Origin of the sequence: Guyparkeria sp. SB14A, from assembly GCF_005096345.1 — a bacterium.
Classification (GTDB): Bacteria; Pseudomonadota; Gammaproteobacteria; order Halothiobacillales; family Halothiobacillaceae; genus Guyparkeria; species Guyparkeria hydrothermalis.
In genome coordinates this window covers 44633-68851 of the sequence record NZ_SWAW01000012.1, presented here as the reverse complement: position 1 = coordinate 68851, position 24219 = coordinate 44633, and the positions used below count along the sequence as shown (strand labels likewise).

At 65.3% G+C, this 24219-nt stretch carries 22 protein-coding genes; 13 read left to right on the top strand and 9 right to left on the bottom strand.

The features are described from left to right. The coding region (gene tilS / locus FAZ79_RS06605) for a tRNA lysidine(34) synthetase TilS (protein WP_136867187.1) at window positions 1–1097 on the top strand (1097 nt) is incomplete at its 5' end. Here tilS and FAZ79_RS06600 read toward each other — a convergent pair. Then, window positions 1094–1591: an Hsp20/alpha crystallin family protein gene (locus FAZ79_RS06600; RefSeq protein ID WP_136867186.1), complete on the bottom strand. Its 498-nt coding sequence runs from the start codon at window positions 1589–1591 to the stop codon at window positions 1094–1096. The two genes, tilS and FAZ79_RS06600, sit on opposite strands and share 4 nt — an antisense overlap. Window positions 1592–1861: 270 nt before the next feature. Beyond that, window positions 1862–3337, bottom strand: coding sequence for a D-alanyl-D-alanine carboxypeptidase/D-alanyl-D-alanine-endopeptidase (gene dacB, locus FAZ79_RS06595; RefSeq protein WP_136867185.1), 1476 nt, complete (start codon window positions 3335–3337; stop codon window positions 1862–1864). Between the two features lie 299 nt (window positions 3338–3636). Here dacB and prfB point away from each other — a divergent pair. The 12 genes from prfB to FAZ79_RS06535 all read left to right on the top strand — a co-directional run bounded on the left by prfB (window position 3637) and on the right by FAZ79_RS06535 (window position 17420). Then, a protein-coding gene (gene prfB / locus FAZ79_RS06590; RefSeq protein ID WP_136867184.1) for a peptide chain release factor 2 occupies window positions 3637–4735 on the top strand; the annotation gives its coding sequence in 2 pieces (ribosomal slippage) (window positions 3637–3711 and window positions 3713–4735; 1098 coding nt in all). A 302-nt stretch (window positions 4736–5037) separates the two neighbouring features. Beyond that, complete coding sequence (gene lysS / locus FAZ79_RS06585; protein WP_136867183.1) at window positions 5038–6534, top strand: lysine--tRNA ligase; 1497 nt, start codon at window positions 5038–5040, stop codon at window positions 6532–6534. A 96-nt stretch (window positions 6535–6630) separates the two neighbouring features. After that, complete coding sequence (locus FAZ79_RS06580; protein WP_136867182.1) at window positions 6631–8463, top strand: hypothetical protein; 1833 nt, start codon at window positions 6631–6633, stop codon at window positions 8461–8463. 641 nt (window positions 8464–9104) lie between these two features. Then, window positions 9105–9896, top strand: coding sequence for a M23 family metallopeptidase (locus FAZ79_RS06575; protein ID WP_211238810.1), 792 nt, complete (start codon window positions 9105–9107; stop codon window positions 9894–9896). 112 nt (window positions 9897–10008) lie between these two features. After that, window positions 10009–10767 (top strand): ATP-binding protein, encoded by a 759-nt coding sequence (locus FAZ79_RS06570; protein ID WP_136867180.1) that lies wholly within the window; start codon window positions 10009–10011, stop codon window positions 10765–10767. A 7-nt stretch (window positions 10768–10774) separates the two neighbouring features. Then, complete coding sequence (locus tag FAZ79_RS06565; RefSeq protein WP_211238809.1) at window positions 10775–11362, top strand: GDSL-type esterase/lipase family protein; 588 nt, start codon at window positions 10775–10777, stop codon at window positions 11360–11362. 138 nt (window positions 11363–11500) lie between these two features. Further along, on the top strand, window positions 11501–12025 hold the full coding sequence (locus FAZ79_RS06560) for an N-acetyltransferase (protein ID WP_136867179.1): 525 nt from the start codon (window positions 11501–11503) through the stop codon (window positions 12023–12025). Between the two features lie 265 nt (window positions 12026–12290). After that, the gene (locus FAZ79_RS06555) at window positions 12291–13607 is read left to right on the top strand and encodes a DedA family protein (RefSeq protein WP_169303624.1); all 1317 of its coding nucleotides are present in this window, start codon (window positions 12291–12293) and stop codon (window positions 13605–13607) included. 209 nt (window positions 13608–13816) lie between these two features. Then, window positions 13817–14128, top strand: coding sequence for a hypothetical protein (locus FAZ79_RS06550; RefSeq protein WP_136867177.1), 312 nt, complete (start codon window positions 13817–13819; stop codon window positions 14126–14128). After that, complete coding sequence (locus tag FAZ79_RS06545; protein WP_136867176.1) at window positions 14125–15354, top strand: PqqD family protein; 1230 nt, start codon at window positions 14125–14127, stop codon at window positions 15352–15354. Before FAZ79_RS06550 ends, FAZ79_RS06545 begins: the two co-directional genes overlap by 4 nt. 110 nt (window positions 15355–15464) lie before the next feature. Beyond that, window positions 15465–16100 (top strand): DUF2459 domain-containing protein, encoded by a 636-nt coding sequence (locus tag FAZ79_RS06540; RefSeq protein WP_247709513.1) that lies wholly within the window; start codon window positions 15465–15467, stop codon window positions 16098–16100. Window positions 16101–16292: 192 nt separating this feature from the next. Then, window positions 16293–17420: a histone deacetylase gene (locus tag FAZ79_RS06535; protein ID WP_136867175.1), complete on the top strand. Its 1128-nt coding sequence runs from the start codon at window positions 16293–16295 to the stop codon at window positions 17418–17420. A gap of 152 nt (window positions 17421–17572) precedes the next feature. Here the strand turns inward: FAZ79_RS06535 and FAZ79_RS06530 are convergent, their stop codons facing one another. The 7 genes from FAZ79_RS06530 to FAZ79_RS06500 all read right to left on the bottom strand — a co-directional run bounded on the left by FAZ79_RS06530 (window position 17573) and on the right by FAZ79_RS06500 (window position 24161). After that, a complete protein-coding gene (locus FAZ79_RS06530; RefSeq protein WP_136867174.1) occupies window positions 17573–19033 on the bottom strand; it encodes a helicase HerA-like domain-containing protein in 1461 nt (486 codons plus the stop codon). Window positions 19034–19338: 305 nt separating this feature from the next. After that, window positions 19339–19932 carry an SCO family protein gene (locus FAZ79_RS06525; protein WP_247709512.1) on the bottom strand — a complete coding sequence of 198 codons (594 nt, stop codon included), beginning with the start codon at window positions 19930–19932 and terminating at the stop codon, window positions 19339–19341. A 4-nt stretch (window positions 19933–19936) separates the two neighbouring features. Beyond that, a complete protein-coding gene (locus FAZ79_RS06520) occupies window positions 19937–20800 on the bottom strand; it encodes a cytochrome c oxidase assembly protein (protein ID WP_136867173.1) in 864 nt (287 codons plus the stop codon). Window positions 20801–20826: 26 nt separating this feature from the next. After that, a complete protein-coding gene (cyoE, locus tag FAZ79_RS06515; RefSeq protein ID WP_136867172.1) occupies window positions 20827–21753 on the bottom strand; it encodes a heme o synthase in 927 nt (308 codons plus the stop codon). After that, window positions 21750–22802, bottom strand: coding sequence for a COX15/CtaA family protein (locus FAZ79_RS06510; protein WP_136867171.1), 1053 nt, complete (start codon window positions 22800–22802; stop codon window positions 21750–21752). Before FAZ79_RS06510 ends, cyoE begins: the two co-directional genes overlap by 4 nt. Window positions 22803–22806: 4 nt before the next feature. Beyond that, window positions 22807–23367: a hypothetical protein gene (locus FAZ79_RS06505; RefSeq protein ID WP_136867170.1), complete on the bottom strand. Its 561-nt coding sequence runs from the start codon at window positions 23365–23367 to the stop codon at window positions 22807–22809. Then, window positions 23367–24161: an SURF1 family protein gene (locus tag FAZ79_RS06500; protein WP_169303623.1), complete on the bottom strand. Its 795-nt coding sequence runs from the start codon at window positions 24159–24161 to the stop codon at window positions 23367–23369. Before FAZ79_RS06500 ends, FAZ79_RS06505 begins: the two co-directional genes overlap by 1 nt. Window positions 24162–24219 lie beyond the last annotated feature (58 nt).

Genomic DNA, 24219 nt, shown 5'->3' with positions numbered 1-24219 from the left:
GGGGGTCGACCGAGGCGGCCGCCCGCGACGCGCGTTACCGAGCCTTCGATGCCGCGCTCGCCGAGGCGGCGACCGACGACCCCGCCCATCCCCCGGTGCTGGTGACCGCGCACCACGCCGAGGACCAGGCCGAGACCATCCTGCTGGCCCTGATGCGCGGCTCCGGTGGGCGAGGACTGTCGGGCATGTCGGCCTGGCGGCCGCGGGCGGCCTTCGCGCACTGGCGTCCCTTCCTGGACACGCCCCGGGCCGAGCTCGAGGCCGCCGCCCGCTCGAGCGGGCTCTCGTGGGTCGACGACCCGGCCAACGACGACCCGGGGTTTGCCCGCAACCACCTGCGCCACCACGTCCTGCCGGCGCTGCGCGCCTTCTGGCCGGATGCCGTCTCACGGGTGCGCACCAGCGCCCAGCGCCTGACGATGGAGCAGGGCCTGCTCGGCGAGCTGGCCGAGCTGGACGCCGGCCAGCCGCTCGACCGGACCACGCTGGACTGGCGCCGGGCCTCGGCCCTGCCGCCGCATCGCCAGTGCAACCTGCTGCGCCAGTGGCTGGCCCGCCTGGGTTGCCTGCCGCCGCCCCCGGAACGGCTGGGCGAATGGCTTGCCCAGCTGCGTACCGCCGCGGCCGACCGCCAGCCGCTGCTCGAGTGGCCCGGCGGCCAGTTGCGTCGCTACCGGGAGCGTATTCACTGGCTGCAATCGCTACCCGAGCCGACGCGGCCGCGGGACTGGCCCGACGACCAGTCCTGCCTGTCGCTGGACGAAGGCGGGGCACTGTGTCGACGGCCGGTCAGCGCCGAGTCCGACGACGACGGGGGGCGGCTGAGAAAGACCACGGAGGCGTGGCGCCTGCGGCCGGTGGGCGGCAGTGAACGGCTGCGGCCGGCCGTCGGTCGACCGAGCCTGCCGGTCAAGCAATGGTTCCAGGATCAGGGCATCCCGCCCTGGGAGCGTCCCGCGGCGATCGGGGTGGAGATCGGCGGGCAGCTCGCCGCGGTGCGGGCCGGCGGGCACTGGCTGGTGGACGTGGCGTTCCGGCCGCAAGCGGGGGAGCCCGCCTGGCTTTTGGTCGAGGGAGGCCAGCCGGGTCAGGTCTAACCGTTCTGGACCTCGATGCGCCGGCGGCGGCTGTCCTCGGCCTTGTCCAGGGTCACGCTGAGTACGCCGTTCCGGTAGCGGGCCTGCGCTGAGTCGGCCTTGACCGCCGCCGGCAGCGGCACCAGTCGGGCAAAACAGCCGTAGGCACACTCGGCCACGTGGTATTCCCCCTGCCGGTGTTCGCGCTCGACGCGCTTCTCGCCGGCGATCCGCAGGTGATCGTCGACCACCTCCACCTCGATGTCCTCGCGCTCGAGCCCGGGCGCCTCCAGGCGCACCTCGATCCGGCCGCCCTGGTCGAACACCTCCACCGGCAACAGGCCCCAGCCGATGTTGCGTCGATCCAGGTCATGACTGCCCTCGGCGGACTCGCGATGGCTCGGGGTAAAGCGGGTGACCGCCTGGCCGGCCGCGTCGGTCAGGCGGCGCCAGCCCTCGGTAATTGACGTGCCGATCTGTTCGAAGCGGTCACGAATACGATCGATAGCAGCCATGTCTCACCTCCAATCAAACCAGTTTCCTACCGGAATGATTGGATGCGAATCGCCGGGATTCAAGTGGTTGGGGTGGGATGTTGAAGCCGTGCTCGATCGCGCCGGCGTGCGTCCCGAACGAGTGGAACGGCAGTCCGAACCGGGAGCTTGCGAGGCCGAGCAATTGATCGGCAAGGCTGCGTAGGAGCGGCTTTAGCCGCGAAACGCAACCACCGGTCGCCCCATCGCGCCTGAAGGCGCTCCTACGGTCGGGTCAGGTGCCGGCGGCGTTCAGCCGTTCTCGTACAACCAGGTCAGCAGGGCGTCCTGCACGCGCGTGCCGCCGCCGTACTGCACGCCCTGTTCGTTGTGCAGCATGACCACCACGTAGCGCCGGCCGGACTTGGCCAGCAGGTAGCCCGCGCCGGCGCGCACGTCGCGTAGGGTGCCGGTCTTGATGTGGGCGTGGCCGCGGATCGAGCCGTCGGTCAGCCGCTTTCTCATCGTGCCGTCGATGCCGGCGATGGGCAGGGTGGACATCACCTCGGCCATGTACGGGCTCGTCCAGACCGAGAGCAGCATCTGGCCGATCTGGCGCGGGGAGAGCCGCGAGATGCGCGACAGGCCCGAGCCGTTCTCGACTACCGCCCCGTCCCAGTTCAGGCCGCGGTCCTCGGCCCAGCGCTCGATCACGCGCGCGGCCTTGAGCTCGGTGGCCGGGGTGCCCTCGATCTCCGCGCCCATGGTCAGCATGATCTGCCGCGCCATGACGTTGTTCGACCACTTGTTCATCAGCCACAGGTAGTTCGACAGCGGCCGGGAGTCGTGGGTGAGCAGCCGGGTCGCGCCGGCCTGCACCAGCCCCTGGCGCCAGGTGCCGGTGATGCTGCCGCCGGCGGACTCGAACAGTTCCTTGAAGGCGTGGAAAAAGGCATCGTGCGGGTCGCCCGCGACGCGGTAGTAGAGATGCGGCGCGCACTGGCGCGAGACGGTGCCGCGCACCTGGATCTCCGCGCCCGGATCGGTCGGGTTGCGGATGTCGATCACGGGGCGATTGGTGTCCGAGCGGCAGGGCTGGTTGACCAGGTTGAGGCTGTTGTCCAGCGCCATGCGCGGGTTCGGCGGCCAGGTGCTCACCGCCGATTCGCCCTGGCCGTGCGGCGTGATGCTGATGCGCACGGCGCGGTTGTCCAGCAACAGGGCGTTGGGCAGGGCGTTGTAGACGCGGTCCGGGCGGTTGTCGAAGTCGCCCGGGTCGGCGGCGATCGGCGCGAAGTACGAATCGTCGAGGATCACGTCGCCGCGGATCTCCTGCACGCCCAGTTCGCGCAGGCGTCGCACGGCGTCCCAGAGGTCCTCGCTGCGAAACCACGGGTCGCCGTAGCCCTTGATGTAGAGATCGCCGTTGATCACGCCGTTGACCGGCTTGGTATCGGCCAGGAACTCGGTCTTCCACTGGAAGGTCGGGCCGAGCACGTCCAGCGAGGCGACCGTGGTCACCAATTTCATCACCGAGGCCGGGTTGAACAGCCGGTCGCCCTGGTGGTTGATCAGCGGGGTGTCGCTGTCGACCGCCTGCACCCACAGTCCCAGGTGGTTGGCATCCAGCTTCTGCGCGGCGAGCTCGGCGTTCACCTTGGCGGGCAGGGCGTCGTTCGCCGCCGTCGCGGCCAGTGGCAGGAGCAGCAGGCCGGCGAGGGCCGCGGCGGCCAGCCGACCGACCGAACGCCGGGCGGCGGGGCAAAGGGGCTGTTGCTGGTGTTCCATAGTCGGTAGTCGTCGTCCGTTGGCCGGGCAATTCGCGTGGGGTCGAACTGGGCGATTCGCCGGCGGGTATATAGCTGAAACGGCATGCCTTGGGCGCGTGGCCGAGCCTCATCATGCCACAGGGAAAACGCTTGGGAATATGGCGATGGCGCTCCCTCGTTTTCCCGTCGCCATGCGCTTTGAGGTAACCGTGGGCATTCAGTAAACTACCGCACTTCCTGTCGAATCCGGGCGTCACCCGGATTGGATCGGATGACGCTTGCTTCAACTCTTATCGACTACCAGCGACACCGCATTCCATGGCCGAAATCAACCCGATCCTGAATCGTATCGACAACCTCATCGAGCGCTCCGAGTCGCTCCGGGGGTATCTTTAACTACGATGAGAAGAAAGAACGCCTGGAAGAAGTCGATCGCGAGCTGGAAGTGCCCGACGTCTGGAACGACCCGGATCGCGCCCAGGCGCTGAACAAGGAGCGCGCCTCGCTGGTGCGCATCGTCGACACGCTCTCCGAGATGCGCGATGGCCTGACCGACGCGCGTGAGCTCGTGGAGATGGCCGGCGAGGAAGACGACGAGGACACCATCGCCTCGGTCGAGTCCGACGTCCAGGAGTTCGAGAAGCGGATCGAGGACCTCGAGTTCCGCCGCATGTTCTCCGGCGAGATGGACGAGTCCAACGCCTTCATGGACATCCAGGCCGGCGCCGGCGGCACCGAGGCGCAGGACTGGGCCTCCATCCTCCTGCGCATGTACCTGCGCTGGGGCGAGAAGCACGGCTTCAAGACCGAGATCATCGAGATCTCCGACGGCGAGGTCGCCGGCATCAAGTCGGCCACCATCCGCTTCGAGGGCGAGTTCGCCTTCGGCTGGCTGCGCACCGAGACCGGCGTGCACCGCCTGGTGCGCAAGTCGCCGTTCGACTCGGACAACCGCCGGCACACCTCGTTTGCCTCGGTGTTCGTCTCCCCCGAGGTCGACGACAACATCGAGATCGAGATCAACCCGGCGGACATCCGCACCGACGTCTACCGCGCCTCCGGGGCCGGCGGTCAGCACGTCAACCGGACCGAGTCGGCGGTGCGCTTCACGCACATCCCCACCGGCGTGGTGGTGGCGTGTCAGTCCGAGCGCTCGCAGATCCAGAACCGGGATCGCGCGATGAAGCAGCTCAAGGCCAAGCTCTACGAGCTGGAGATGCAGAAGCGTCGCGCCGAGGCGCAGGCGGTCGAGGACACCAAGGCCGACGTCGGCTGGGGCAGCCAGATCCGCTCCTACGTGCTCGACCAGAGCCGCATCAAGGACCTGCGCACCAGCCACGAGACCGGCAACACGCAGGCCGTGCTCGACGGCGACCTCGACCCGTTCATCGAGGCCAGCCTCAAGAGCGGCCTGTAAGCGAACCGCAGGAGCGGCTTTAGCCGCGAAACCCAAACGAAACCCCATTGTGGGAGCGAGCCCCGCTCGCGAAGGCCGCCATAGCGGCCGTCCCCGCTAACGTGGGGTACAACCTCGAACCGGGACTCGCGCCCCGCGCGATTCGCTTGCCAGGCAAGCTCCCACAGTGAAGACAACCGTAGGAGCGGCTTTAGCCGCGAAACGCATCGCAGCCCGATGGCATCGCGCCTGAAGGCGCTCCTACAACCCAAACGACAGACACGCCGGCAACCCGGCCCATCCAACCATCAAGAGCCGACACCATGGCCGAGCAAAAGCCCGAACTCGACGAGAACCAACTGATTGCCGAGCGCCGCGAGAAGCTGAAAAAGCTGCGCGAGACCGGCAACCCGTTCCCCAACGACTTCGACCGGGAACACATGGCAGGCGAACTGCAGGCCGAGTACGGCGAGCACGACAAACCGTGGTTCGAGGAGAACACCGTGCGCGTCGCGGTCGCCGGTCGCGTCATGGCCAAGCGGGTGATGGGCAAGGCAAGCTTCCTCTCAATCCTCGATCAGTCCGGCCGCATCCAGTTCTACGTCGCGCGTGACGACGTCGGCACGGACGTCTACCAGGACTTCAAGACCTGGGACATCGGCGACATCGTCGGCGGCGAGGGTGTGCTCTTCAAGACCAACAAGGGCGAGCTCTCCGTGCGCGTGGATTCCATCCGCATGCTCACCAAGAGCCTGCGCCCGCTGCCGGACAAGTACCACGGCCTGTCCGACACCGAGGCCCGCTATCGCCAGCGCTACCTCGATCTCGTCATGAACGAGTCGGCGCGCGAGACGTTCCGCCTGCGCAGCCGCGTTATCCGCTTCATCCGCGACTACCTGGACGGCCACGGCTTTCTGGAAGTCGAGACGCCGATGATGCAGGCCATCCCGGGCGGGGCGTCGGCCAAGCCGTTCGTCACCCACCACAACGCGCTCGACATGCCGCTGTACCTGCGCATCGCGCCGGAGCTGTTCCTCAAGCGCCTGGTGGTCGGCGGCTTCGAGCGGGTCTACGAGATCAACCGCAACTTCCGTAACGAGGGCCTGTCCACGCGGCACAACCCCGAATTCACCATGGTCGAGTTCTACCAGGCCTACGCCGACTACAACGACCTGATGAACCTCACCGAGGACCTGCTGCGCCGCTGCGCCGAAGAAGTCCACGGTGGCACCTCGATCGAGTACCAGGGCGACACCTTCGAGTTCGGCAAGCCCTTCGAGCGCCTGACCGTCCGCGAGGCGATCCTGCGCCATAACCCGGATCTCACCGCCGCCGACATCGACGACCTCGATAACGCGCGTGCCGTCGCGAAGAAGCTCGGCATCCCGCTCAAGGACTCGTATGGCCTCGGCAAGGTGCAGATCGAGATCTTCGAGAAGACCGCCGAGCACAAGCTGCACGACCCGACCTTCATCACCGAGTACCCGGCCGAGGTCTCACCGCTGGCCCGCCGCAAGGACGACGACCCGTTCGTCACCGAGCGCTTCGAATTCTTCGTCGGCGGCCGCGAGATTGCCAACGGCTTCTCGGAGCTGAACGATGCCGAGGATCAGGCCGAGCGCTTCGCCCAGCAGGTCAACGAGAAGGAAGCCGGCGACGAGGAGGCCATGCACTTCGACGCCGACTACATCCGCGCGCTGGAGCACGGCATGCCGCCGACGGCGGGGGAGGGGATCGGCATCGATCGGTTGATCATGTTGTTGACCGATTCGGCGTCGATTCGGGATGTGCTGCTCTTCCCGCATATGCGGCCGGAGTGATTCCTCCACCGTATTTGAAATAAGTATGCCAAGCCCGCTTTGAGCGGGCTTTTATTTTGTTATATCGACGCATTGCTGCTCATCAGAGGGATCTGAATGTTAATTATTATTGCTTTATTGAGTCTGATTGTTATTTCAATTTTATATAAAATGAGAAAACAAAGAGTGACGATGCGAGAAACCTCCGGTCCTGCCTCTGTCTTTTTGGCTAATGTTGTTGGCCTTTCATTAGTGATTGGCACCGGACCCGTTGTTTATATATATATTTCCCAGTTCTTCCTCCCGTCTCCTGAGTCCGTCAGTCGAATGTTAGTGACGCCAGTATCCGGATTAGGTGATTGGCTGAGCGCGTCATTTGTCTGGTATTCGTTGGCGTTGGCTTTTGTGTTGATATTTGCGGCTTTTAACGCTGTTTCTTATAGATTCGTTTTTGCCGTCTCTTTTTCTCTAAACTTTGTTATTCAGGTTGCGGTTGGGGCGGTATATCAGGCGATATCTGACGGCTTATCACTAGACATTTTGTGGATCCTTCTTGTTTTGTCACTATTTGGATCGGTTTTTGTGGCCGGTTTTGTTGTTATCTTGAAGCATCTTGGTGAAATGGCGGTGGGTCAGCGCCACTTATCATTTCGCGTTAGGCGGAGTATAGAGGTGATGGCCCCAGTTGTTTCTGGGTTTGTCTTTAATGTGTTTGTCTACATTGCTGTTTGGCTCCTTTTTTACGTTCAGCCTGTGTATATCGAGGGAAGCCTTAAGGGAGAGTTTTATATTACGTATGTTCTTCAAGATGGTTTCGACGAAAAAGCGGATGACTCTTCATTTGGTCCCACGTCGAATTCACTAATTTTTTCTAAAAAAGAATTCGAGTCAGACAGGGTCAGGTGGCTCAGTCCCAAAAGTGTTCATTCTTTGGAATGGCGCAAAGATGTCCCTGAGTCAACCTGGGACCTTCAGGTTTACTTTCCAGTCGAGTGCCATCAGGACTTAGATCAGCTTGAAATCTCCGAAGGAGACAGGCCTTATTGGGTATTTCCTGACGTGCAGAATTTTTCCGCTCAATATCTCTCTGGGGGTTCGGATTTAACTCTAGGGGTGGTGTCGGAAGATGATGATAAATTTGGCCTTGATACAAAAGAAAATATTCGGATGTTACGGTTTGACGAAAGTGAAGATGGTCGCACAAAAGCTTCGCTTTTTATTACTGGCGGCGCGTTGCGTTATTGGACAGCATCGAGTGATATGTCAGCATTTATGTCGTCGATAATGGTTGATTATGATTCCTCTGGTATGGTGCCCGCGGTTCGTGACCTTGTGATCGAAGTGGATGGGGAGGAGCGCCGAATAAGCTTTAACCCTGTGCCTTTTTCAAGAGCAGACTCCAAGCTCGATTGTCGGATGGCGGGTCTTGATGATCTGGGTGAAGGCAATTTTGAAGTGGACACCGAGGTTGCCATGTCGGGTGTTCTTTTTCAGCTCGTTAGAAAAGATGAGTTCTCGTTTTTAAAAATCAGTGAAGATAATACCTTGAATGTGTATGGAGGAGGCGGTTGGCTTGTTATTCCGGATTACGATTCTGTTAGCGTGCCGCGCAATGTGGCGCATATAGAGTTTGCGCAAATTGGAGCCCTTGATAGTCAAGAAGTCCGAATTGAAGGCGAAACTCATGAGTTGGAATCAGGTGCGGCTATGGAGCTTCGTGGCGCGCGCTCCTCTTTTCGACCCTTGAGCGCCGACGAGATCAAATATAATGGCACCGTCGATATCGTCTATATGGAAGGAGTAAGGCTCAATGAGACGTGGTGGGAACGCATGGGGGGAGAAACGAAGATTTTTGTAGCGGGTATTCTTTTGAATATGATTGGCGCTTTTCTATGGTTTGTTCATAAACTCTTGAAAAATCATGGGGTGCCGTCGGGTGGAAACGGATAGCCTGTCTTCAGGTGGAAGGGGTTACTTGGGGGCGCACGCCCTTAACCGCGAAAAAGGGGTGAGAACCCTTTAGCGTGATGGGCTCTTCTTCGCACGCTCTTACGTGAAGCGATTTCTCTGCTGTGCAGTGCTCAGCGCGCGAGGCACTTTCTCTTGCTTGCCCAAGAGAAAGTGCCCAAAGAGAAGGGCACCCCTCGCCTTGGCCCTGCGGGCTTCCCTCCCGTCCGGGGTACCGCGGACGGGTCGGTTCGACGCGACGTCCTGTCGCGGCGAACCTCGGGGCGGCGTCCATGCCGCCCCGACCCTGCGGCACCCCGGCCGCTCGGCAAGGCGAAGGGGACTTCCCCGCCCGATGACTCCCTGCCATGTATATTTAAGCTGTGAGTTCCACCGTTCTTGGTAGCTGATGTCAGATATTGTTTGGAAGAACATCCGCGCAGCGAACGATGCACTGCTGTGGGGCTCGCGCGGGACACCTACTCGTTGCTCCAGTTGCCTTTCACCACACCGTTGTGCACTTCTGGATCAGCGCTGTGAGTGAAAGTCTTCCTATTGCGTTCGCGGCTTACCCATTGCTCCTTTCGGGGGCCGCTCTTGTTTGGCTGATTAGCCGTGGGCGCCGGGATCGGCTCGATTGGGCAGTGCTGGTGTTGACCAGTGGCAGCATCATGGCCTTCGCCTTCCTCGCGGGCAGCTGGGCCTTCACAAGCTATTACCTGCGGTACGTTTTTCCTGGGTTGTTCGCCGTTGTCGCGGTGTTCCTGTTCTTCCGGATATGGCACGGCAGCCCTCATGGCCGGGCTCGCGTCGGCGGGATCACGGTCCTGCGTGCGTCGGTATTTCTCCTGTTCTCGGTGCTCAACGCTCTGGCGATCGCGTCGTATTATCCCTCGGGCGAGACCCTTGATGTCGATTTCCCGCTCGGCTCCGGCACTTATTACGTGCTCCAGGGCGGGGGCAGTGCCGTCACCAACCCCTTCCACGCCCTGAGTGGCGACAGGAAGGCTGTCGACATCGTCAAGCTCAACCGGTTTGGCAATCGCGCGGACGGCATTGCTCCGCGTGCGTTGAGCGCCTACGAAATCTTCGGCGAGAGACTCCATAGCCCATGCCAAGGGCCCATCGACCGGGTTCGTGCCGGTCTGCCGGACAACCCGCCGGGACACCCGGACACGGAGCAGTCGGAGGGCAACTATGTCGTAGTGCGGTGTGATGAGGCGGATATCTTCATGGCCCACTTGAAGCAAGGCAGCATCAGAGTGGCGCCAGGGGAGGTCGTTACGGCGGGGCAACCGTTGGCCGAAGTCGGCAACTCGGGAAACAGCCTCGAACCGCACCTCCACATCAGTGCGAGCGAGAACGGCAGGGAGATCGGGCTTCGATTCGGTGGCCGGTCGGTCGCGATCAACAGCGTGATCCGCCGAGGGGAATAAGTGCACGACGAGGGGCTTTAGCCGGCCGCTCGGCAAGGCGAAGGGGGCTCTCGGCTCGAGGGTTCCATGCCATGTATATTTCAGGTCTCACTCCCACCGATCCTGGTAGCTGATGTCGGATATTGATTGGCATAACACCCACGCGGCCATCTGGCGCGCCGGTTCGCAACGACTGCGCCCGGTGCACCGGGTCGATCCGGTCGTCCCCGAGCAGTTGCTGGGTGTCGAGCGCCAGAAGGGCGCGCTGTTAGAGAACACCCGGCGCTTTCTTCACGGTCGCGGCGCGAACAATGCGCTGCTGTGGGGGTCGCGCGGGACGGGCAAGTCGTCGCTGATCAAGGCGATGCTCAATGCTTACGGCGAGCAGGGCCTGCGGATGATCGAGGTGGACGCCGATGACCTGGGTGATCTGCCGGAGATCATCGACCCGCTGCTGGACCTGCCGCAGCGCTTCGTCATCTTCTGCGACGACCTCTCCTTCGAGCAGGGTGATTCCCGCTATAAGGGTCTCAAGCGCGTGCTGGAGGGTTCGCTGGAGCTGCCGCCGGAGAACGTGGTGGTCTATGCCAGCTCCAACCGCCGGCACCTGTTGCCCGAGCAGGCGAGCGACAACGACGGGGCGCGGGTGGTCGACACCGAGCTGCACCACACCGATGCCGTCGAGGAGAAGATCTCGCTCTCCGACCGGTTCGGCCTGTGGCTGTCGTTCTACCCGATCAGCCAGCCGGAGTACCTGGAGATCGTCGACTTCTACTTCCGCGACTGGACAGGCGACCGCGACGAGCTGCACGCGGAAGCCATCAAGTTCGCCCAGACCCGCGGCGTGCGCAGCGGCCGGGTCGCGCGGCAGTTCTTCAATCACTGGGGTTGAACGGCGAGTGAGCGATATCCGTATTTGCTACGTGGGCGATTCCTTGGTCAACGGCACCGGCGACGAGTCGGTGCTGGGCTGGGTCGGGCGGCTATGTCGTGATGCCCACGGCCAGGGCGTTCCCGTGACCAGTTACAACCTCGGCGTGCGCCGGGATACCAGTCGTGATTTGTGGCGGCGGCTGGAGGCCGAGTGCGCGCCCAGGCTGCCTCCCCAGTGTGATGGGCGCATCGTCCTGTCCTGCGGGGTCAATGACACTACGTGGGAAGGCGGAGAGACGCGCGTGCCGTTCGAGGAGTCGGTCACGAATCTTGATGCGATGCTCGCGTTCGCGAGCCGCTATCCCTGCCTGTTCGTGGGGCCGCCACCGGTCGACGATGACGGCCATAATGGGCGGATCGGCCACCTGTCGGATGCCTTTGCCGAGCGGTGCGGGGAACGCGGCGTGACCTTCATCGATCTCTTCGGCCCGCTGGTCGATGATGCCGTCTACCGGATCGCGGTGCGAGCGGGGGACGGAGCCCACCCGGACAGCCGTGGGTATGAGCGCCTGGCGGCGGTGGTCGGCGCCAACCCGGGCTGGTGGTTCCGTTAGGGCATCTTGGCTCGGTCCGACCCCCCATCGTCGGATCGTCGGGGCGAGTTGCATGCCGAGGCGCTCACGTTCGCCCAGACCCGTGGCGTGCGCAGCGACCGCGTCGTATCCGAGCTCTTCAACGCCTATGGTTGAGCCATGAACACACCGGTCACCATCCGTCCCGAGACCGCGGCTGATATCGAGGCGATCGCCGCGGTCACCCAGGCCGCCTTCGCCGCGGTGGAGATCAGCGAGCACACCGAGCAGTACATCGTCGAGGCCCTGCGCGCCGTCGATGCGCTGACCGTCTCGCTGGTCGCCGAACGGGGCGGGCGGGTCGTCGGTCACATTGCCTTCTCCCCGGTGACGATCTCCGACGGCACGTCCGGCTGGTACGGCCTCGGACCGGTCTCGGTCCTGCCGGCGTATCAGCGTCAGGGCATCGGGGCGGCCTTGATCCGCGAGGGTCTGACGCACTTGCAATCCCTCGATGCTCAGGGTTGCTGCCTGGTCGGCCATCCGGACTACTACCCGCGCTTCGGCTTCAAGAACCCATCCGATCTCGCGGTCGAGGGCGTCCCGCCCGACGTCTTCTTCGTCCTGCCGTTCGACGGCCCTGTCCCGCACGGCACCGTCCGCTTTCATGAGGCGTTTCGGGCGACTGGGCCCGTCGATCGGTGACCGTAAGGGTGTTGCCTGACGCCGGGCGCACTGAATCATTTCCTGCGATACCCGTTCCTGCGATACCCGCCTCCGTATGAAGAGCCACCGGCTTTGAGGAAACCAATAAGGGCCGGCCGAGTCTTCAACCTAGCTCAAGGCGCGGCTGAATCGCGCCGGGTTTCCCTGGCTATACTTTTTCGTTCCCGCTCAACCGCACACGGGTGAAGTCATCGACAAGCTTCTTCAGTCGGCCCTGGAGCTCTCTCCCCTGACGATCTATGTCGTGCTTGGGGTGCTCTGCTGGGCCGAGGCCGCGTTCTTTCTCGGTTTCTTCACGCCCGGCGAGGTGGCCGTGGTGATCGGCGGCATCCTCGCCTCTCGGGGGCAGGTCGAGATGGGGCCGCTGCTCGGGGTCGTGCTGTCGGCGACGCTGCTGGGGAATGCGACCGGGTTTTATGTCGGCCGTCGCTGGGGTGTGAGGATGCTGCACTGGGCGCCGCTGGAGCGTTACTTCGGCCGGTCGATCCAGCGGGTGCAGGAATTCATGCAGCGACGGGGCGAGTGGGCCATCGTGCTGGGGCGGGTCTCGACGCCCACCCGCATCATCGTGCCGTTTCTCGCCGGCGCGTCGCAGCTCTCCTACCGGCGTTTCCTGCTGTTCGACGTGCCGGCGAGCCTGATCTGGGCCGCCACCTACCTCACGCTTGGTGTCGTGCTGGGGGCGTCCTGGAAGGTGCTGCAGGACGTCACCGGGACCGCCGCGCTGCTGGTGCTGATCCTGTTCATCACGGCCCTGCTCATCCGCTGGGCGGCCGCCCGCATCGCGGCCAACCGCTATCGCGTGGAGCAGGCGTTTCTGTGGGCATTGCGGATCACCGGCACGCGGGGCGTCGTCCTCCGGCTGGCGCCGGGGTTCTACTGGCTCAGCCGCCGCTTCAACCCGAGCCTGGCCCAGGGGTTGAGCCTGACCCTCGGTTTCCTCGTGCTGCTGATGGCCGCCGGTGCGATCGGCCTCGTGGTCAGCCAGACGCGGGCGGTCGCGGGCCTGGCGCTGATCGATTTTCCGGTCCTCGAATGGATGGGGGCGGTGAAAACCGAGGAGGCCGTCGCGGTTGCGCGCGGCGCGCTGTGGGCCTTCCAGTGGCCGGGCATCCTCGTCGTGGTCATGCCGTTGATGGCGTTCGTGTGCTGGCGCGCCGGGTGGGCGGCGGCGCTGCGTATCGGGGTGGGTGTCCTCGGTGCGGCCGGTGGCGCCCATGTCCTCGATCACTTCGTGCTCGAAGGCGTGGTCCCCAACGCGGAATTCCCGTCGGTGCCGGTCGCGGCGGCCGCCGCGCTCCTGGTGCAGACGACGGCATTCACCTTCCGAGTGTCGAATTGGCAGCCGGCGGTGGTCTACGCCGGCATCGGCACCTTCGTGCTCTTTACGCTCTCGCTGGCCACCCTCGTGGCGGGCTGGTCCGCCCCCTCGGGCATCGTGTTGGGGCTGGCGCTGGGCATGGCGTGGGCCACGATGGTGGAGCTGCTGATGCGCATCCTGGGCTCGGCACGCGTCCATCACGTGCCCGCACCGGAACCCCCGCCGGCATCCGATGACTGAGGGCGGGTCGCCATGGGCGTGAGCCGCGGGCAGGGCCTGCGGTGGCCGTGGCGTTGCGTCGCCCCTCGTCTGGCACTTTTGCCGGTCCTCCCTGTCAGAAACGGAAGATCGTGACCCACGTTATGTGTCTGGCTATGTATCTGGCAAAGCCGATGGCCAGGCGTCCGGGTCGCGAGGTTTCTTCCACTGACTGAAACGGGGGATGGTCCATGAGTGATCACCAGTCTGATGCAACCTATCGCCGCCGTCGTCGCCTGCTCATTACCCTCGGCGCCGGCCTGGCCGGGGCCTACGTGGCACCGACGCTGGTCAACGTGGCCGGGGCGCATCCGGGGCCGCATCGACACGGCAGTGGGAGCTTCTCGCGACCCAGCTACAGCCGGCCCAGCGGCAAGCACCATCATCACCACGGCCACCACGAGTACCGCGAGCGTCGCTACTATCGGGATGACCGGCGGCATCACCACCATCGTGATTCCGAGCTGCGGCTGAACATCCTCCTGCATCCCAGCCGGTGGTGACGCGCGTCGGCACCGCCATCGAGGCGCACGATCTCGTCCTGCCGGGGATTGGCCCGGCGGTGCGCGTGTCGGGCTGCCCGGATGTCGTCGCCGCGTTCACGGCGGCCCTGCCGGGCTGGTCGATCGACGCGGTGCCGGCGACCGGGCTGGCCCCGTCGATTCGACTGGAGGCCGTGGACGGGGGATGTCGTCACGTCTCGCCGTCCTACCCCCGGGGGCTGACCCACCAGTCGCCGGTGTCGGCGGCCTGCGCCGTCGTCGCCGACGTCATCGAGCGTTTCCTCGAGCTCAACCCGCAATGGGTCGGGCTGCATTGCGCCTCGGTGGAGTTGAACGGGCGGCTGGTCCTGTTCCCGGAGACCCACCGGGCGGGCAAGAGCACCCTGGTGGCCGCGTTGGCCGGCGGGGGATTGCGGGTATTCGGCGACGACGTGCTGGTGCTCGACGACGAGGGGCCGGGCCGTACGCGGGGGATGGCGATGGGCGTGGCCCCGCGGTTGCGCCTGCCGCTGCCCATGCCGCCGGCGGTGGACGTGAGCCTGCTGCAGTACGCCGAGACGCACGCGGGGCCGGAGGACGACCGGTATCGCTACCTCGACCTGCCCGAGGGACAGCTCGCCGAGCACGGCGAGGCCCTGCCGCTCGGGGCGGTGGTGCTGCTCGAACGTGACGAGCGACTGACCGAGGCCGAGCTGGTGCCGCTCGCGCCGGGCGACGGATTGACGCGGCTGTTGCGCCAGCACTTTGCCCACGACCTGCCCAGCGAGGCCCTGATGGCGCGCTTCCTGCCGTTGATGCAGTCGCTGCCGTGCCGGTTGCTGCGCTACCCCGAGCCGCTGGCCGCGACGCGACGTCTGCTTGCCGCGATGCCCGGCGTGATCGACGGCGTGGAAGAGGCCTCTCCGGCGGCGGCCGGGGTTTCCGGTCCCCGGCGGCAAACCGCCGCCGTGGACGCCGACGATCGCTGGCAGGCCGCCACCGCCGTGCGCGAGTACGAGCTGGAGGCCGATCGCTTCCTGATCCATGTGCCCAGCGGGGCGATCTACCGCCTGAACGCCACCGGTCAGCTGGTGTGGGGCCTGCTCAAGGAAGAGGCCATCAGTGGCCGGGAGATCGCCGGGCTATTGGGCGAGCTGCACACCACCGTCCCGTCGAGCCAGATCCGGGTGGACGTGCAGGCGCTGCTGGCCGACCTGGTCCATGCGGAGCTGGTCGTGCCCGCGTGAGTTTGGCGGGGAGATGGGGTCAGAACTATTTTTTGATGCGCGATTTCCTATCACGATCAACCGGGTGGCCTACGCTGTCGTCTATCCGCACACATCGGTAACGAGTGGACATGGCACGACATCCCCGGCGTGGTTCCTGGCGGTCGGCTTGCCTCGCCCTGTTGGGTGGGGTGGCGTTGTTGATGGGCGGATGCACGACAACCATCGTGGCGCCTGCGTCGGTGGAGCGTCCGCAATCGGTGTTCGTGCTGGACCACGGTCGTCATTCGAGCCTGGTGCTGCCGCACCCGCAGGGTTTCGTTCGCTATGCCTACGGTGACTGGGCCTGGTATGCCGAGGTGGATACCGGATGGATGCAGGCCATTGATGCAGTGCTGTTTCCGTCACGTGCCGGTCTGGGGCGACGCCAGACCGACCGGCCAGCGACCCGAGAGGGACTGCGTGAGGGGTCGCGGGTCGGTATCCAGGCGATCCACGAGGTCGAGGTGGATGCCGACCGGGTGACCGCGTTGCGGGATTCGCTCGAAACCCATCACCAAGAGAACCTCGCAAGCGTGAAGGAGAACCCCACCTACGATCTCGCCTTCGTCGAGTACCCGGAGCCCTACGCGTTCTGGCACAACTCCAACCACAAGGTGGCCGATTGGTTGCGTCGGCTGGGATGCACCATCGAGGGTACGGCGTTCTGGGCACAGTGGCGGGTGATCAGGGCCGAGGATGGGCGAGGGCGAGTCCTCGGCGACTGAGCGGGTCGCAACGGTATCGTCGGCGGGGTCGGTGAGGCGCGACGGGGCCGCTTTCGTGCTACGGCCTCGTTGGCTCTCGGTCGGTCTTTAGTCAGTCCGACACCATCGCCCGTCCCGGCCGGTGAAAACCCGCTACGCTCTGTGATCGGGACGCCGCCGGCCGTTCCCTGCTCGGAGCGTCGAGGTGTGGCAATGGGAAGACGGGTGCTGATCTACTACGACGCGCGGATGCTGGGTCACGACCCGGCCGGCTGGGACGTCGAGCACCCCGAGTGGAGCGAGGCGGTCAAGGCGATGATCGCGCACCAGTACCCCGATGCCAGCTTGGATACCTACCGTTATCCCGAGGGCCCCAGGCGGTTGACCGCGATCATCGATGCCCTCGAGGACCAGCCACTGGGCGGGCTCGACTGGCGGCCGGTCACGGCCGCCTCCACGACGCAGTTGCAGCGCGTGCACGCCGGCCCGTATCTCTCCTACATCGATTCGCTCGTGGGCCAATCGGGTTGGCTGGCCCAGGACACCACGGCCGTCTCGCCCGATAGCGTGGCTGCCGCACGCCTTGCGGCGGGCGCCGGCGTGGGGGCCTGCGAGGCGGTTGCCGCGGGGGAAGGCCGGTACGCCTTCTGCATCGTCCGCCCGCCGGGGCATCACGCCCTGGTGGACCGCCCGATGGGCTTCTGCCTGTACAACAACATCGCCGTGGCCGCCGCCCACGCCCGGGCCTCGCTGGGCTACCAGCGGGTGATGATCTGGGACTGGGACATGCACCACGGCAACGGCACCCAGGCATTGTTCTACGACGACCCCGCGGTCCTGGTGATCGACAGTCATGTCGAGGCGCCGTTCTATCCCGGGACGGGCCACATCGAGGAGATCGGCGCGGGGGCCGGCCACGGCTACCACCTGAACGTGCCGCTGCCGCGGGGTTGCGGCAATGCAGCCCTGCTGGACGTGTTCGAGCACGTTGTACGGCCGGCGGCACGAGCGTACCGGCCAGAGCTGATCCTGATCTCGGCGGGGTTCGATTGCCATTATCTCGACCAGACCTGCGCGATGGACGAGACCGGCTATGCCGCGCTCGCCGCGCGGGTCAGCGCGCTGGCGGAAGAGTGCTGTGACGGGCGTCTGGTGATGATGCTCGAGGGCGGTTACAGCCCCGAGGGACTCTCGTCGAGCGTCTACGCGGTGATCGATGCCCTGGCCGGGCATGCCGTCGATACCGTCAACGTCCTGCCCGAGGACCTGGGTTGCGCCGCCGTCGCCCGGGCGGCGCGTTTCCATGCCGACACCATTGCGGCTATCGCGCGTCATCCGTAAACGGGGTCAGAACCCTTTCGGGGCGGGCCGTTGATCGACCGACGCCCCACGGCCCGCTAGAGGAGATCATCGCGGTGCCGGCAGGCGAGCGCGAAGCGATGGGAGAACACGACCCTTGCTCGGTGCCGTGATGCCGGGGCGTGGGTGGTGGGTCAGCGCTTGCCCGATAACGCCCCGAGCAGGCCGCGCACCAGGTGCCGACCGAGCTGGGTGCCGAAGCTGCGTGCGGCGCTCTTGAGGAAGGCTACGCCGGCCGAGTCGCCTCGGGAGGTGGATTTCCCCTTGGTCGTCGGCTGGGCGTCGGCCTGCTCGTCCAGGGCCTTCTGGCGTGCCTCGGTGCGCCGTGCCAGCTCCTCGTAGGCCGAATCCCGGTCATTGACCGTGTCGTACTGCCCGGCCAGTGGCGAGCGCGACAGCAGCTCGGCGCGTTCCGCGGCCGACAGGGGCCCCATGCGCGAGCGGGGCGGCACGATCAAGGTGCGTTGCACCGCCTGCGGTCGGCCCTTGGTATCCAGGACCGAGACCAGCGCCTCGCCGATGCCCAGGTCGGTCAGGGTCGCCTCCACGTCGAGGCCCGGGTTGGCCGGGAAGTTCTGCGCCGCCGCCCGGATCGCCTTGCGGTCCTTGGGCGTGAAGGCGCGCAGGGCGTGCTGGAGCTTGAGCCCGAGTTGCCCCAGTACCGCCTCGGGCACGTCGGTGGGGCTTTGCGTGACAAAGTAAACGCCCACGCCCTTGGAGCGGATCAGGCGTACCACCTGCTCGATCTTCTCCAGCAGCGCCGGCGTGGCCTGGTCGAACAGCAGGTGGGCCTCGTCGAAGAAGAACACCAGCTTGGGTAGTGCGGCGTCACCGGCCTCGGGCAATTCCTCGAACAGCTCGGCCAGCAACCAGAGTAGAAACGCGCTGTAGAGCCGCGGCGACTCGCGGTAGAGGCGGGTGGCGTCCAGCAGGCTGATCACGCCGCGCCCGGAAAAGTCCGTGCGCATCAGGTCCTTGAGTTCGACGGCTGGCTCGCCGAAGAAATGGTCGCCACCTTGTTCCTCGAGCACCAGCAGGCGGCGCTGGATGGCCCCGAGGCTGGCCGGCGCCAGGTTGCCGTATGCCTGCGAGAGCTCGCTGCGATGCTCGCCCATCCAGTTGAGCATCGAGCGCAGGTCCTTGAGGTCGAGCAGCAGAAGACCCTCGTCGTCGGCGATGCGGAAGGCCGCGTAGAGAACGCCCTCCTGGGTGTCGTTGAGTTCGAGCAGCGAGCCGAGCAGCAACGGCCCCATTTCCGAGACGGTGGTGCGTATGGGATGGCCGGACTCACCGAACAGGTCCCAGAACAGCACCGGCGAGGCCTCGGCCCGGTAGTCCGGCACCGGGATGCGTTCGACCCGTTCGTCCACCTTGGGGTGGGGCGTGGCGGCGGCCGCCAGTCCGGAAAGATCGCCCTTGATGTCGGCGGCGAAGACCGGCACGCCCAGCCGGGAGAAGCTCTCGGCGAGGATCTGCAGGCTGACGGTCTTGCCGGTGCCCGTCGCCCCGGCGATCAGGCCGTGACGATTGCTCATCCGGCCCAGTTGGTTCACGGCGTGACCGTCGGCCCCGCCTACCAGTACGTGTTCGCTCATCGCCGTGGCTCCCTGTCGACGCCTGCAATGCCATCGAACATACACCAGCGCCCCGGGGCAGGCCATCGGTCTCGATCGCCCTTGCGCCTGCGGCTGACACGGCCGCGACGGGTGCCTAAATGTAGTCGTCTTCGGGGCAAGCCCCGGAATCGCGATGGCTGGAGATGACGTGCCCGCCAACACGGAAAACCGGTTTTCCCCGGGCCTGTGGCGTGCGAAGTGGCCGGGCCGCGCGGCCGTTCTTCACTCGCCTGAGCTGACCCAGACGCTGACTCAACGACAACGGCCGCCGTGCCGAGGCCGGATCAACCGGACGATTGCTCGATCAGATTCCGGAGATCCTCGGTGATATTGGCGGTCTTGGCCTGCTCGTCGATCAGCAGGCGGACCTTGCCCTGCGGATCGAACACGAACACCGCGCCGCTGTGGTTGACGATGTAAAACCCGTCCTCACGCGGCTTTTCGTAGCTGAAGGCAACGCGGTAACGCTTGGCGACGGCTTTGAGTTGCTTCTGGGTGCCGGTCAGGCCGACGAGGTCGGGGGTGAATTCGGTGACGTAGTCGTCGAGCACCTTCTTGTCGCGCTTGGGGTCGACCGCCACGAAGAGGATCTCGACCTTGTCGGCCTGGTCGCCCAGCTCCCGGGTTGCGGCGGCCAGCTTGCTGAGGGCGACCGGGCAGACATGCTGGCAGCTGGTGTAGCCGAAGAACATCAGGGTGATCTTGCCGCGATAGTCTTCGGCGGTGACCGGTTGGCCGGTGTGGTCGGTCAGCTCGAACTCGAGGTCCGGCATGACGCCGGTGATGTCATGACCGTGCCACTGGTTGGATGCCTCCCCGCTGCAACCGAGCAGGAACAGGGGAAGTAGCCAAAGGATCAGGTGTTTGGATTGCGACACGATCTCACCTCGCACAACGAAGGGTGGGGGAAACGGGTTTCTCGACGTGACGGCTCCGGCGGTTCCATCGATGCACTAGCACCAGCCCACCGACAAAGCTCATCATCGCCGCGGGTACCCAGGTAAGCAGGCCGCCGATCGCCTGGTCCGTCAGGGGGGTGATCGGCAGGATGCGGCCGCAGGCGGCGTAGATGCCGAACAGGTCGTGATCGCTCAGGGCGATGTACGCACCGAGGGCGATCTGCGGAAACATCACCAGGAACAGCACCAGCAGGCGGTAGCCGTAATGGCGCATGTCGCTCGCGCCCGGCGCGCGCAGGTTGAAGATCATCCACCAGAACAGCAGCCCGTCGATCGCCATGCCCCAGTTCATCGTGTTGTAGAGCGGCACGTTGAGCATGGCGTAGAAGTGCACCGAGGGGATCAGCCAGAAGTAGATCAGGCCGACGAAGATCGCGCCGGCCACCAGCGGCTCCTGGATCGCGGCGTAGACGTGGCGCAGTAGCCAGTTGCGTCGCAGCGGCGTGACCACGTAACGATGGATGGGCTCGGGCAGGCCGGCTGCCAGAATCGCGGCCGGCGCCGAGACGGCAATCAGGAACGGGGCGACGTGGTGCAGCACCAGGTGCTGCAGGCGATGCATGAAGAAGCTGTGCTGGCCGTAGTAGTCGAACTGGGTCTGCAGCACGACATAGATCGCCACCAGCCCGATCCAGAACATCACGGCCTGGCCCAGCCCGCCGCCTGCCTTGCGCCAACCCCGTTGGTAGAGCAGGCCGGCCCCGATACAGACCAGCAGCACCGTTGGCGAGAAGTCGTACGGCAGGAGGAAGGCGACGCTCTGCTCGAGGATGGTTGGCAGCGTCATGATTTCCTCCCCCGCGGTCGGTCAGGTTAACCAAGCACTGCCGGCAAGGAACCGAGCGGCAGGTAGTGATCGGCCAGCATCAGGGCGAACAGCGCGGTCAGGTAGGTGATCGAGAAACCGAACAGCTTCATGGCCTGCCGGTCGCTGTCGACGTGCAGCAGCCGCCAGGCGCGCAGGATGAAACTGCCACCCAGCAGCGTGGCACCGACCAGGTAGACCGGGCCGCTCATGCCCACCAGCACCGGCAGCAGGCTGACGGGCAGCAGGGCGATCGCGTAGTACAGGGTTTGACGCTTGGTGTACGCCACGCCGTTGGTGACCGGCATCATCGGCACCTTGGCGGCGGCATACTCCTCGCGTCGGGCGATCGCCAGCGGCCAGAAATGCGGCGGCGTCCAGACGAAGATGATCAGGAACAGGGTGATGGCCTCCCAGCCGACCTGGCCGGTGACGGCGGTCCAGCCCAGCAGGGCCGGCGCCGCGCCCGAGGCACCGCCCAGCACGATGTTCTGTGGCCCGATCCACTTTAGATAGCGCGTGTAGATCACGGCGTAGCCGATCAGGGTGAACAGGGTCAGCACGGCGGTGAGCGGGTTGACCACGAACCACAGCAGGGTCAGCGACGCCGTGCCGAGCAGGCTGGCGAAGATGGTCGCCGCGCTTCTCGAGATGTCGCCGGTGGGTAGCGGCCGGGCCTTGGTTCGGCCCATTTCCGCGTCGATCTCTCGGTCGGCGATATGGTTGAACGCCGCCGCCGAGAAACCGGCGAGGGTGATGCCGGCGGTGCCGGCCAGGAGCAGCGTCCAGGGCAGATCTCCCGGCGGCGCGGCCAGGAGCATGGCAACCAGTGCCGTGAACACCACCAGCGAGACGACCTTGGGCTTGCACAGCTTGACATAGCTGTGCCACGGGAAGGCGCCGATCGCGGCAACCGTCTGGGCTCGAACGTTCATGTGCACACTCCCTTCGGTGCCTGACCCATCGCGGGGGTCAGCGGATGATTGAGGTGGTGATTGAGCGCGAGAACCGCCAGCAGCAGTAGCGCGGCGACCGCGTTGTGGGCGTCGGCCATCACCAGGGGCAGGCCGAACAGCACATTGGCCACGCCGATGGATATCTGCAGCCCCAGCAGGGTGCCGATGGCCACGGCCACTCGCGGCGCCACTGGGCTTGCCTTGATCGTCAATGTCAGCAGGGTGATGAACACCACCAACGCCCCGAGTCGATGCAGCCACTGGGTGGCGATCAGGCCGGGGCCGTGCAGGTCGTTCACTTCGTGCAGCCCGAAGACCGAGCCGTAGTCCGCATCCGGCCACCACTGGCCGTTGCAGGTGGGGAAGCCGCTGCAGGCCAGCCCGGCGTAATTGGTCGAGGTCCAGCCGCCCAGGAAGATCTGGCCAATCAGCAGCACCAGGCCGATCGCGGCGAACCAGCGCATGCCGGGGCTTATCGTCGTTGATGGCAACGGCGTTGCCCCGGCCTCACGCAGACATCGGTGGCGGTTGTCGAGCCATATCCACCAGAGCATGGACAGCACGGCCATGCCGCCCAACAGGTGGGCGGTTACCACCACGGGCTTGAGCAGCATGGTCACGGTCCACATGCCCAGCAGGGCCTGGAACACGACCAGCGCGGCGAGGGTGGACAAGAGGGCCCGATGGCGCTTGTACCACCAGCCGATCGCCACCAGCATCACGATCAGCAGGCCGAGGGTCCCGGCGGCATAGCGGTGCACCATTTCGTTGAGGGCCTTGCCGGCCTCCAGGGGCTGGTCGGGGTAGAGGGCGTTGACCTGGCTTTCATTGGCCTGGGCCGAGCTGACCGTCAGATGGCCGTAGCAGCCTGGCCAGTCCGGGCAGCCCAGGCCGGCATCGGTCAGGCGCACGTAGGCGCCGAGCACGACCACCACCAGGGCCAGCACCGTGGCCAGGTAGGTCAGGCGACGGTAGACGTGGCCGGAACCCGTGCTGTTCACACGTTGCTTTGCCGGTTTGAGGTTCATCCCGTTAACCCTCCCCGGCCAGTCGCAACAGGCGTTCCAGGTCTTTCAGCAGCCCCTGCGGATCGAATCCGGCGTCGTAGCGCAGCACCAGGTAACCCTGTCGATCGACGATATAGACGGACCCGCGTGCCAACGGCCATTGGTTGCTTTCGAGCACCTGCAGGCCCTGGTCGAAATCCGCGGGTCGGCCTGTGCCTGCCGGTTCCAGCAGGACCCGTTGCACGGCCCGCATTCCCTCGTCCTGCGCCAGGCGAACCCGGCGGAGGGTGTCCATGAGCGCGCGGCAATCCGCGTTGCAGCCGGCCTGGTTCTCGCCGGCGGGCACGTGATAGAGCAAGGTCCATTTTCCCTGGAAAAGGCTGGCGTCGACGGGCTCACCGTCGAGCGTGCTCAACCCGGCCACCGGCACCTTCTCGACGGGGGTGATCAACTCCCCGTGTTCGAGTCCGCCCCGTTTCTCGAACGGCTGCAGGGTGTACATGGTCCACGAAGCGGCCAGCGGCAGGATGAAGATCGCCGCCAGGCTCAGAAGAATGATCCATTGCCGTCGATTGGCATTCGTCATTACTGCGTCCAATTTGCGTTTCTCCCTTGTTTGCCCCGGTGCAGGCCGTGCCACAGGTAAACAATCATCAGTATCACCGCGAATCCGAACCACTGTGCCGCGTAGGCGTGATGCCGCGACGGGCCGAACTCATGCATCGCCTCGACCCGGTGCGCCGCGACCTCCGAGCCGTCGGGATAAAGCACGACCGGCCGCAACCGGTAGCCCAGTTCCTTTTCCAGCGTCCCGGGTAGCGCGGTCTGCACCACCTTGGGCCAGCCGGCGGCGAAGGTCTCGCGATCGGACAGTTCGAACGGTGGTGGCTGGGGCGTCATGGCCAGACCGGTAACCTGCACCGTTCCGGTTGGCGTCCCGACCGTGGGCAGTTGCCCGCGGCTTTCGCCTTGCGCTACCCAGCCCAGGTTGACCAGTACCGCCTCGTCGTCCGTGATGCGCAACGGGGCCAGCACCTCGTAGCCGGCGCGGCGATTCCGGACCCGGTTGTCCAGCAGGAACAGGTGCTCGTCGTACCGGCCGCTGGCCCGGGCGTGCAATGGCACGCTGGTGGGGCCGAGTGAGCCGACTGGCACCGGCGAGGCTTGCGTCGCCGCCGACTCGGCTTCGAGCAGTTGCTGCTTTTCCGCTGCCCGCTGTACCTGCCAGGTGCCCAGGCCGAGAAAGACCGGCAGCAGGACCAGGGTCGCGAGGCTTTGCACCAGGGCAGGTCGGAATCGAGGCCCGCCGGGAGCGGCGCCTTTCGCCGATGCAGCCGCTTCGGTGAGGTCAGCCGTTCGGTTGTCCCTGGCCGTTGCCATTGTCGCGCCTCGCCTTGTCGTGCTGCCGCGCGCGTCTGTCACTGGTGACGAGATTCCG

Excerpts from the sequence above, each read along its gene's own strand:
- FAZ79_RS06560 (WP_136867179.1), top strand. The coding sequence starts at position 11,501 with ATGAACACACCGGTCACCATCCGTCCCGAGACCGCGGCTGATATCGAG.
- FAZ79_RS06530 (WP_136867174.1), bottom strand. The coding sequence starts at position 19,033 with ATGAGCGAACACGTACTGGTAGGCGGGGCCGACGGTCACGCCGTGAAC.
- dacB (WP_136867185.1), bottom strand. The coding sequence starts at position 3,337 with ATGGAACACCAGCAACAGCCCCTTTGCCCCGCCGCCCGGCGTTCGGTC.
- FAZ79_RS06510 (WP_136867171.1), bottom strand. The coding sequence starts at position 22,802 with ATGAACCTCAAACCGGCAAAGCAACGTGTGAACAGCACGGGTTCCGGC.
- FAZ79_RS06550 (WP_136867177.1), top strand. The coding sequence starts at position 13,817 with ATGAGTGATCACCAGTCTGATGCAACCTATCGCCGCCGTCGTCGCCTG.
- FAZ79_RS06505 (WP_136867170.1), bottom strand. The coding sequence starts at position 23,367 with ATGACGAATGCCAATCGACGGCAATGGATCATTCTTCTGAGCCTGGCG.
- FAZ79_RS06600 (WP_136867186.1), bottom strand. The coding sequence starts at position 1,591 with ATGGCTGCTATCGATCGTATTCGTGACCGCTTCGAACAGATCGGCACG.
- FAZ79_RS06520 (WP_136867173.1), bottom strand. The coding sequence starts at position 20,800 with ATGACGCTGCCAACCATCCTCGAGCAGAGCGTCGCCTTCCTCCTGCCG.
- FAZ79_RS06535 (WP_136867175.1), top strand. The coding sequence starts at position 16,293 with ATGGGAAGACGGGTGCTGATCTACTACGACGCGCGGATGCTGGGTCAC.
- lysS (WP_136867183.1), top strand. The coding sequence starts at position 5,038 with ATGGCCGAGCAAAAGCCCGAACTCGACGAGAACCAACTGATTGCCGAG.
- cyoE (WP_136867172.1), bottom strand. The coding sequence starts at position 21,753 with ATGAACGTTCGAGCCCAGACGGTTGCCGCGATCGGCGCCTTCCCGTGG.
- FAZ79_RS06540 (WP_247709513.1), top strand. The coding sequence starts at position 15,465 with ATGGCACGACATCCCCGGCGTGGTTCCTGGCGGTCGGCTTGCCTCGCC.
- FAZ79_RS06570 (WP_136867180.1), top strand. The coding sequence starts at position 10,009 with ATGTCGGATATTGATTGGCATAACACCCACGCGGCCATCTGGCGCGCC.
- FAZ79_RS06500 (WP_169303623.1), bottom strand. The coding sequence starts at position 24,161 with ATGGCAACGGCCAGGGACAACCGAACGGCTGACCTCACCGAAGCGGCT.
- FAZ79_RS06580 (WP_136867182.1), top strand. The coding sequence starts at position 6,631 with ATGTTAATTATTATTGCTTTATTGAGTCTGATTGTTATTTCAATTTTA.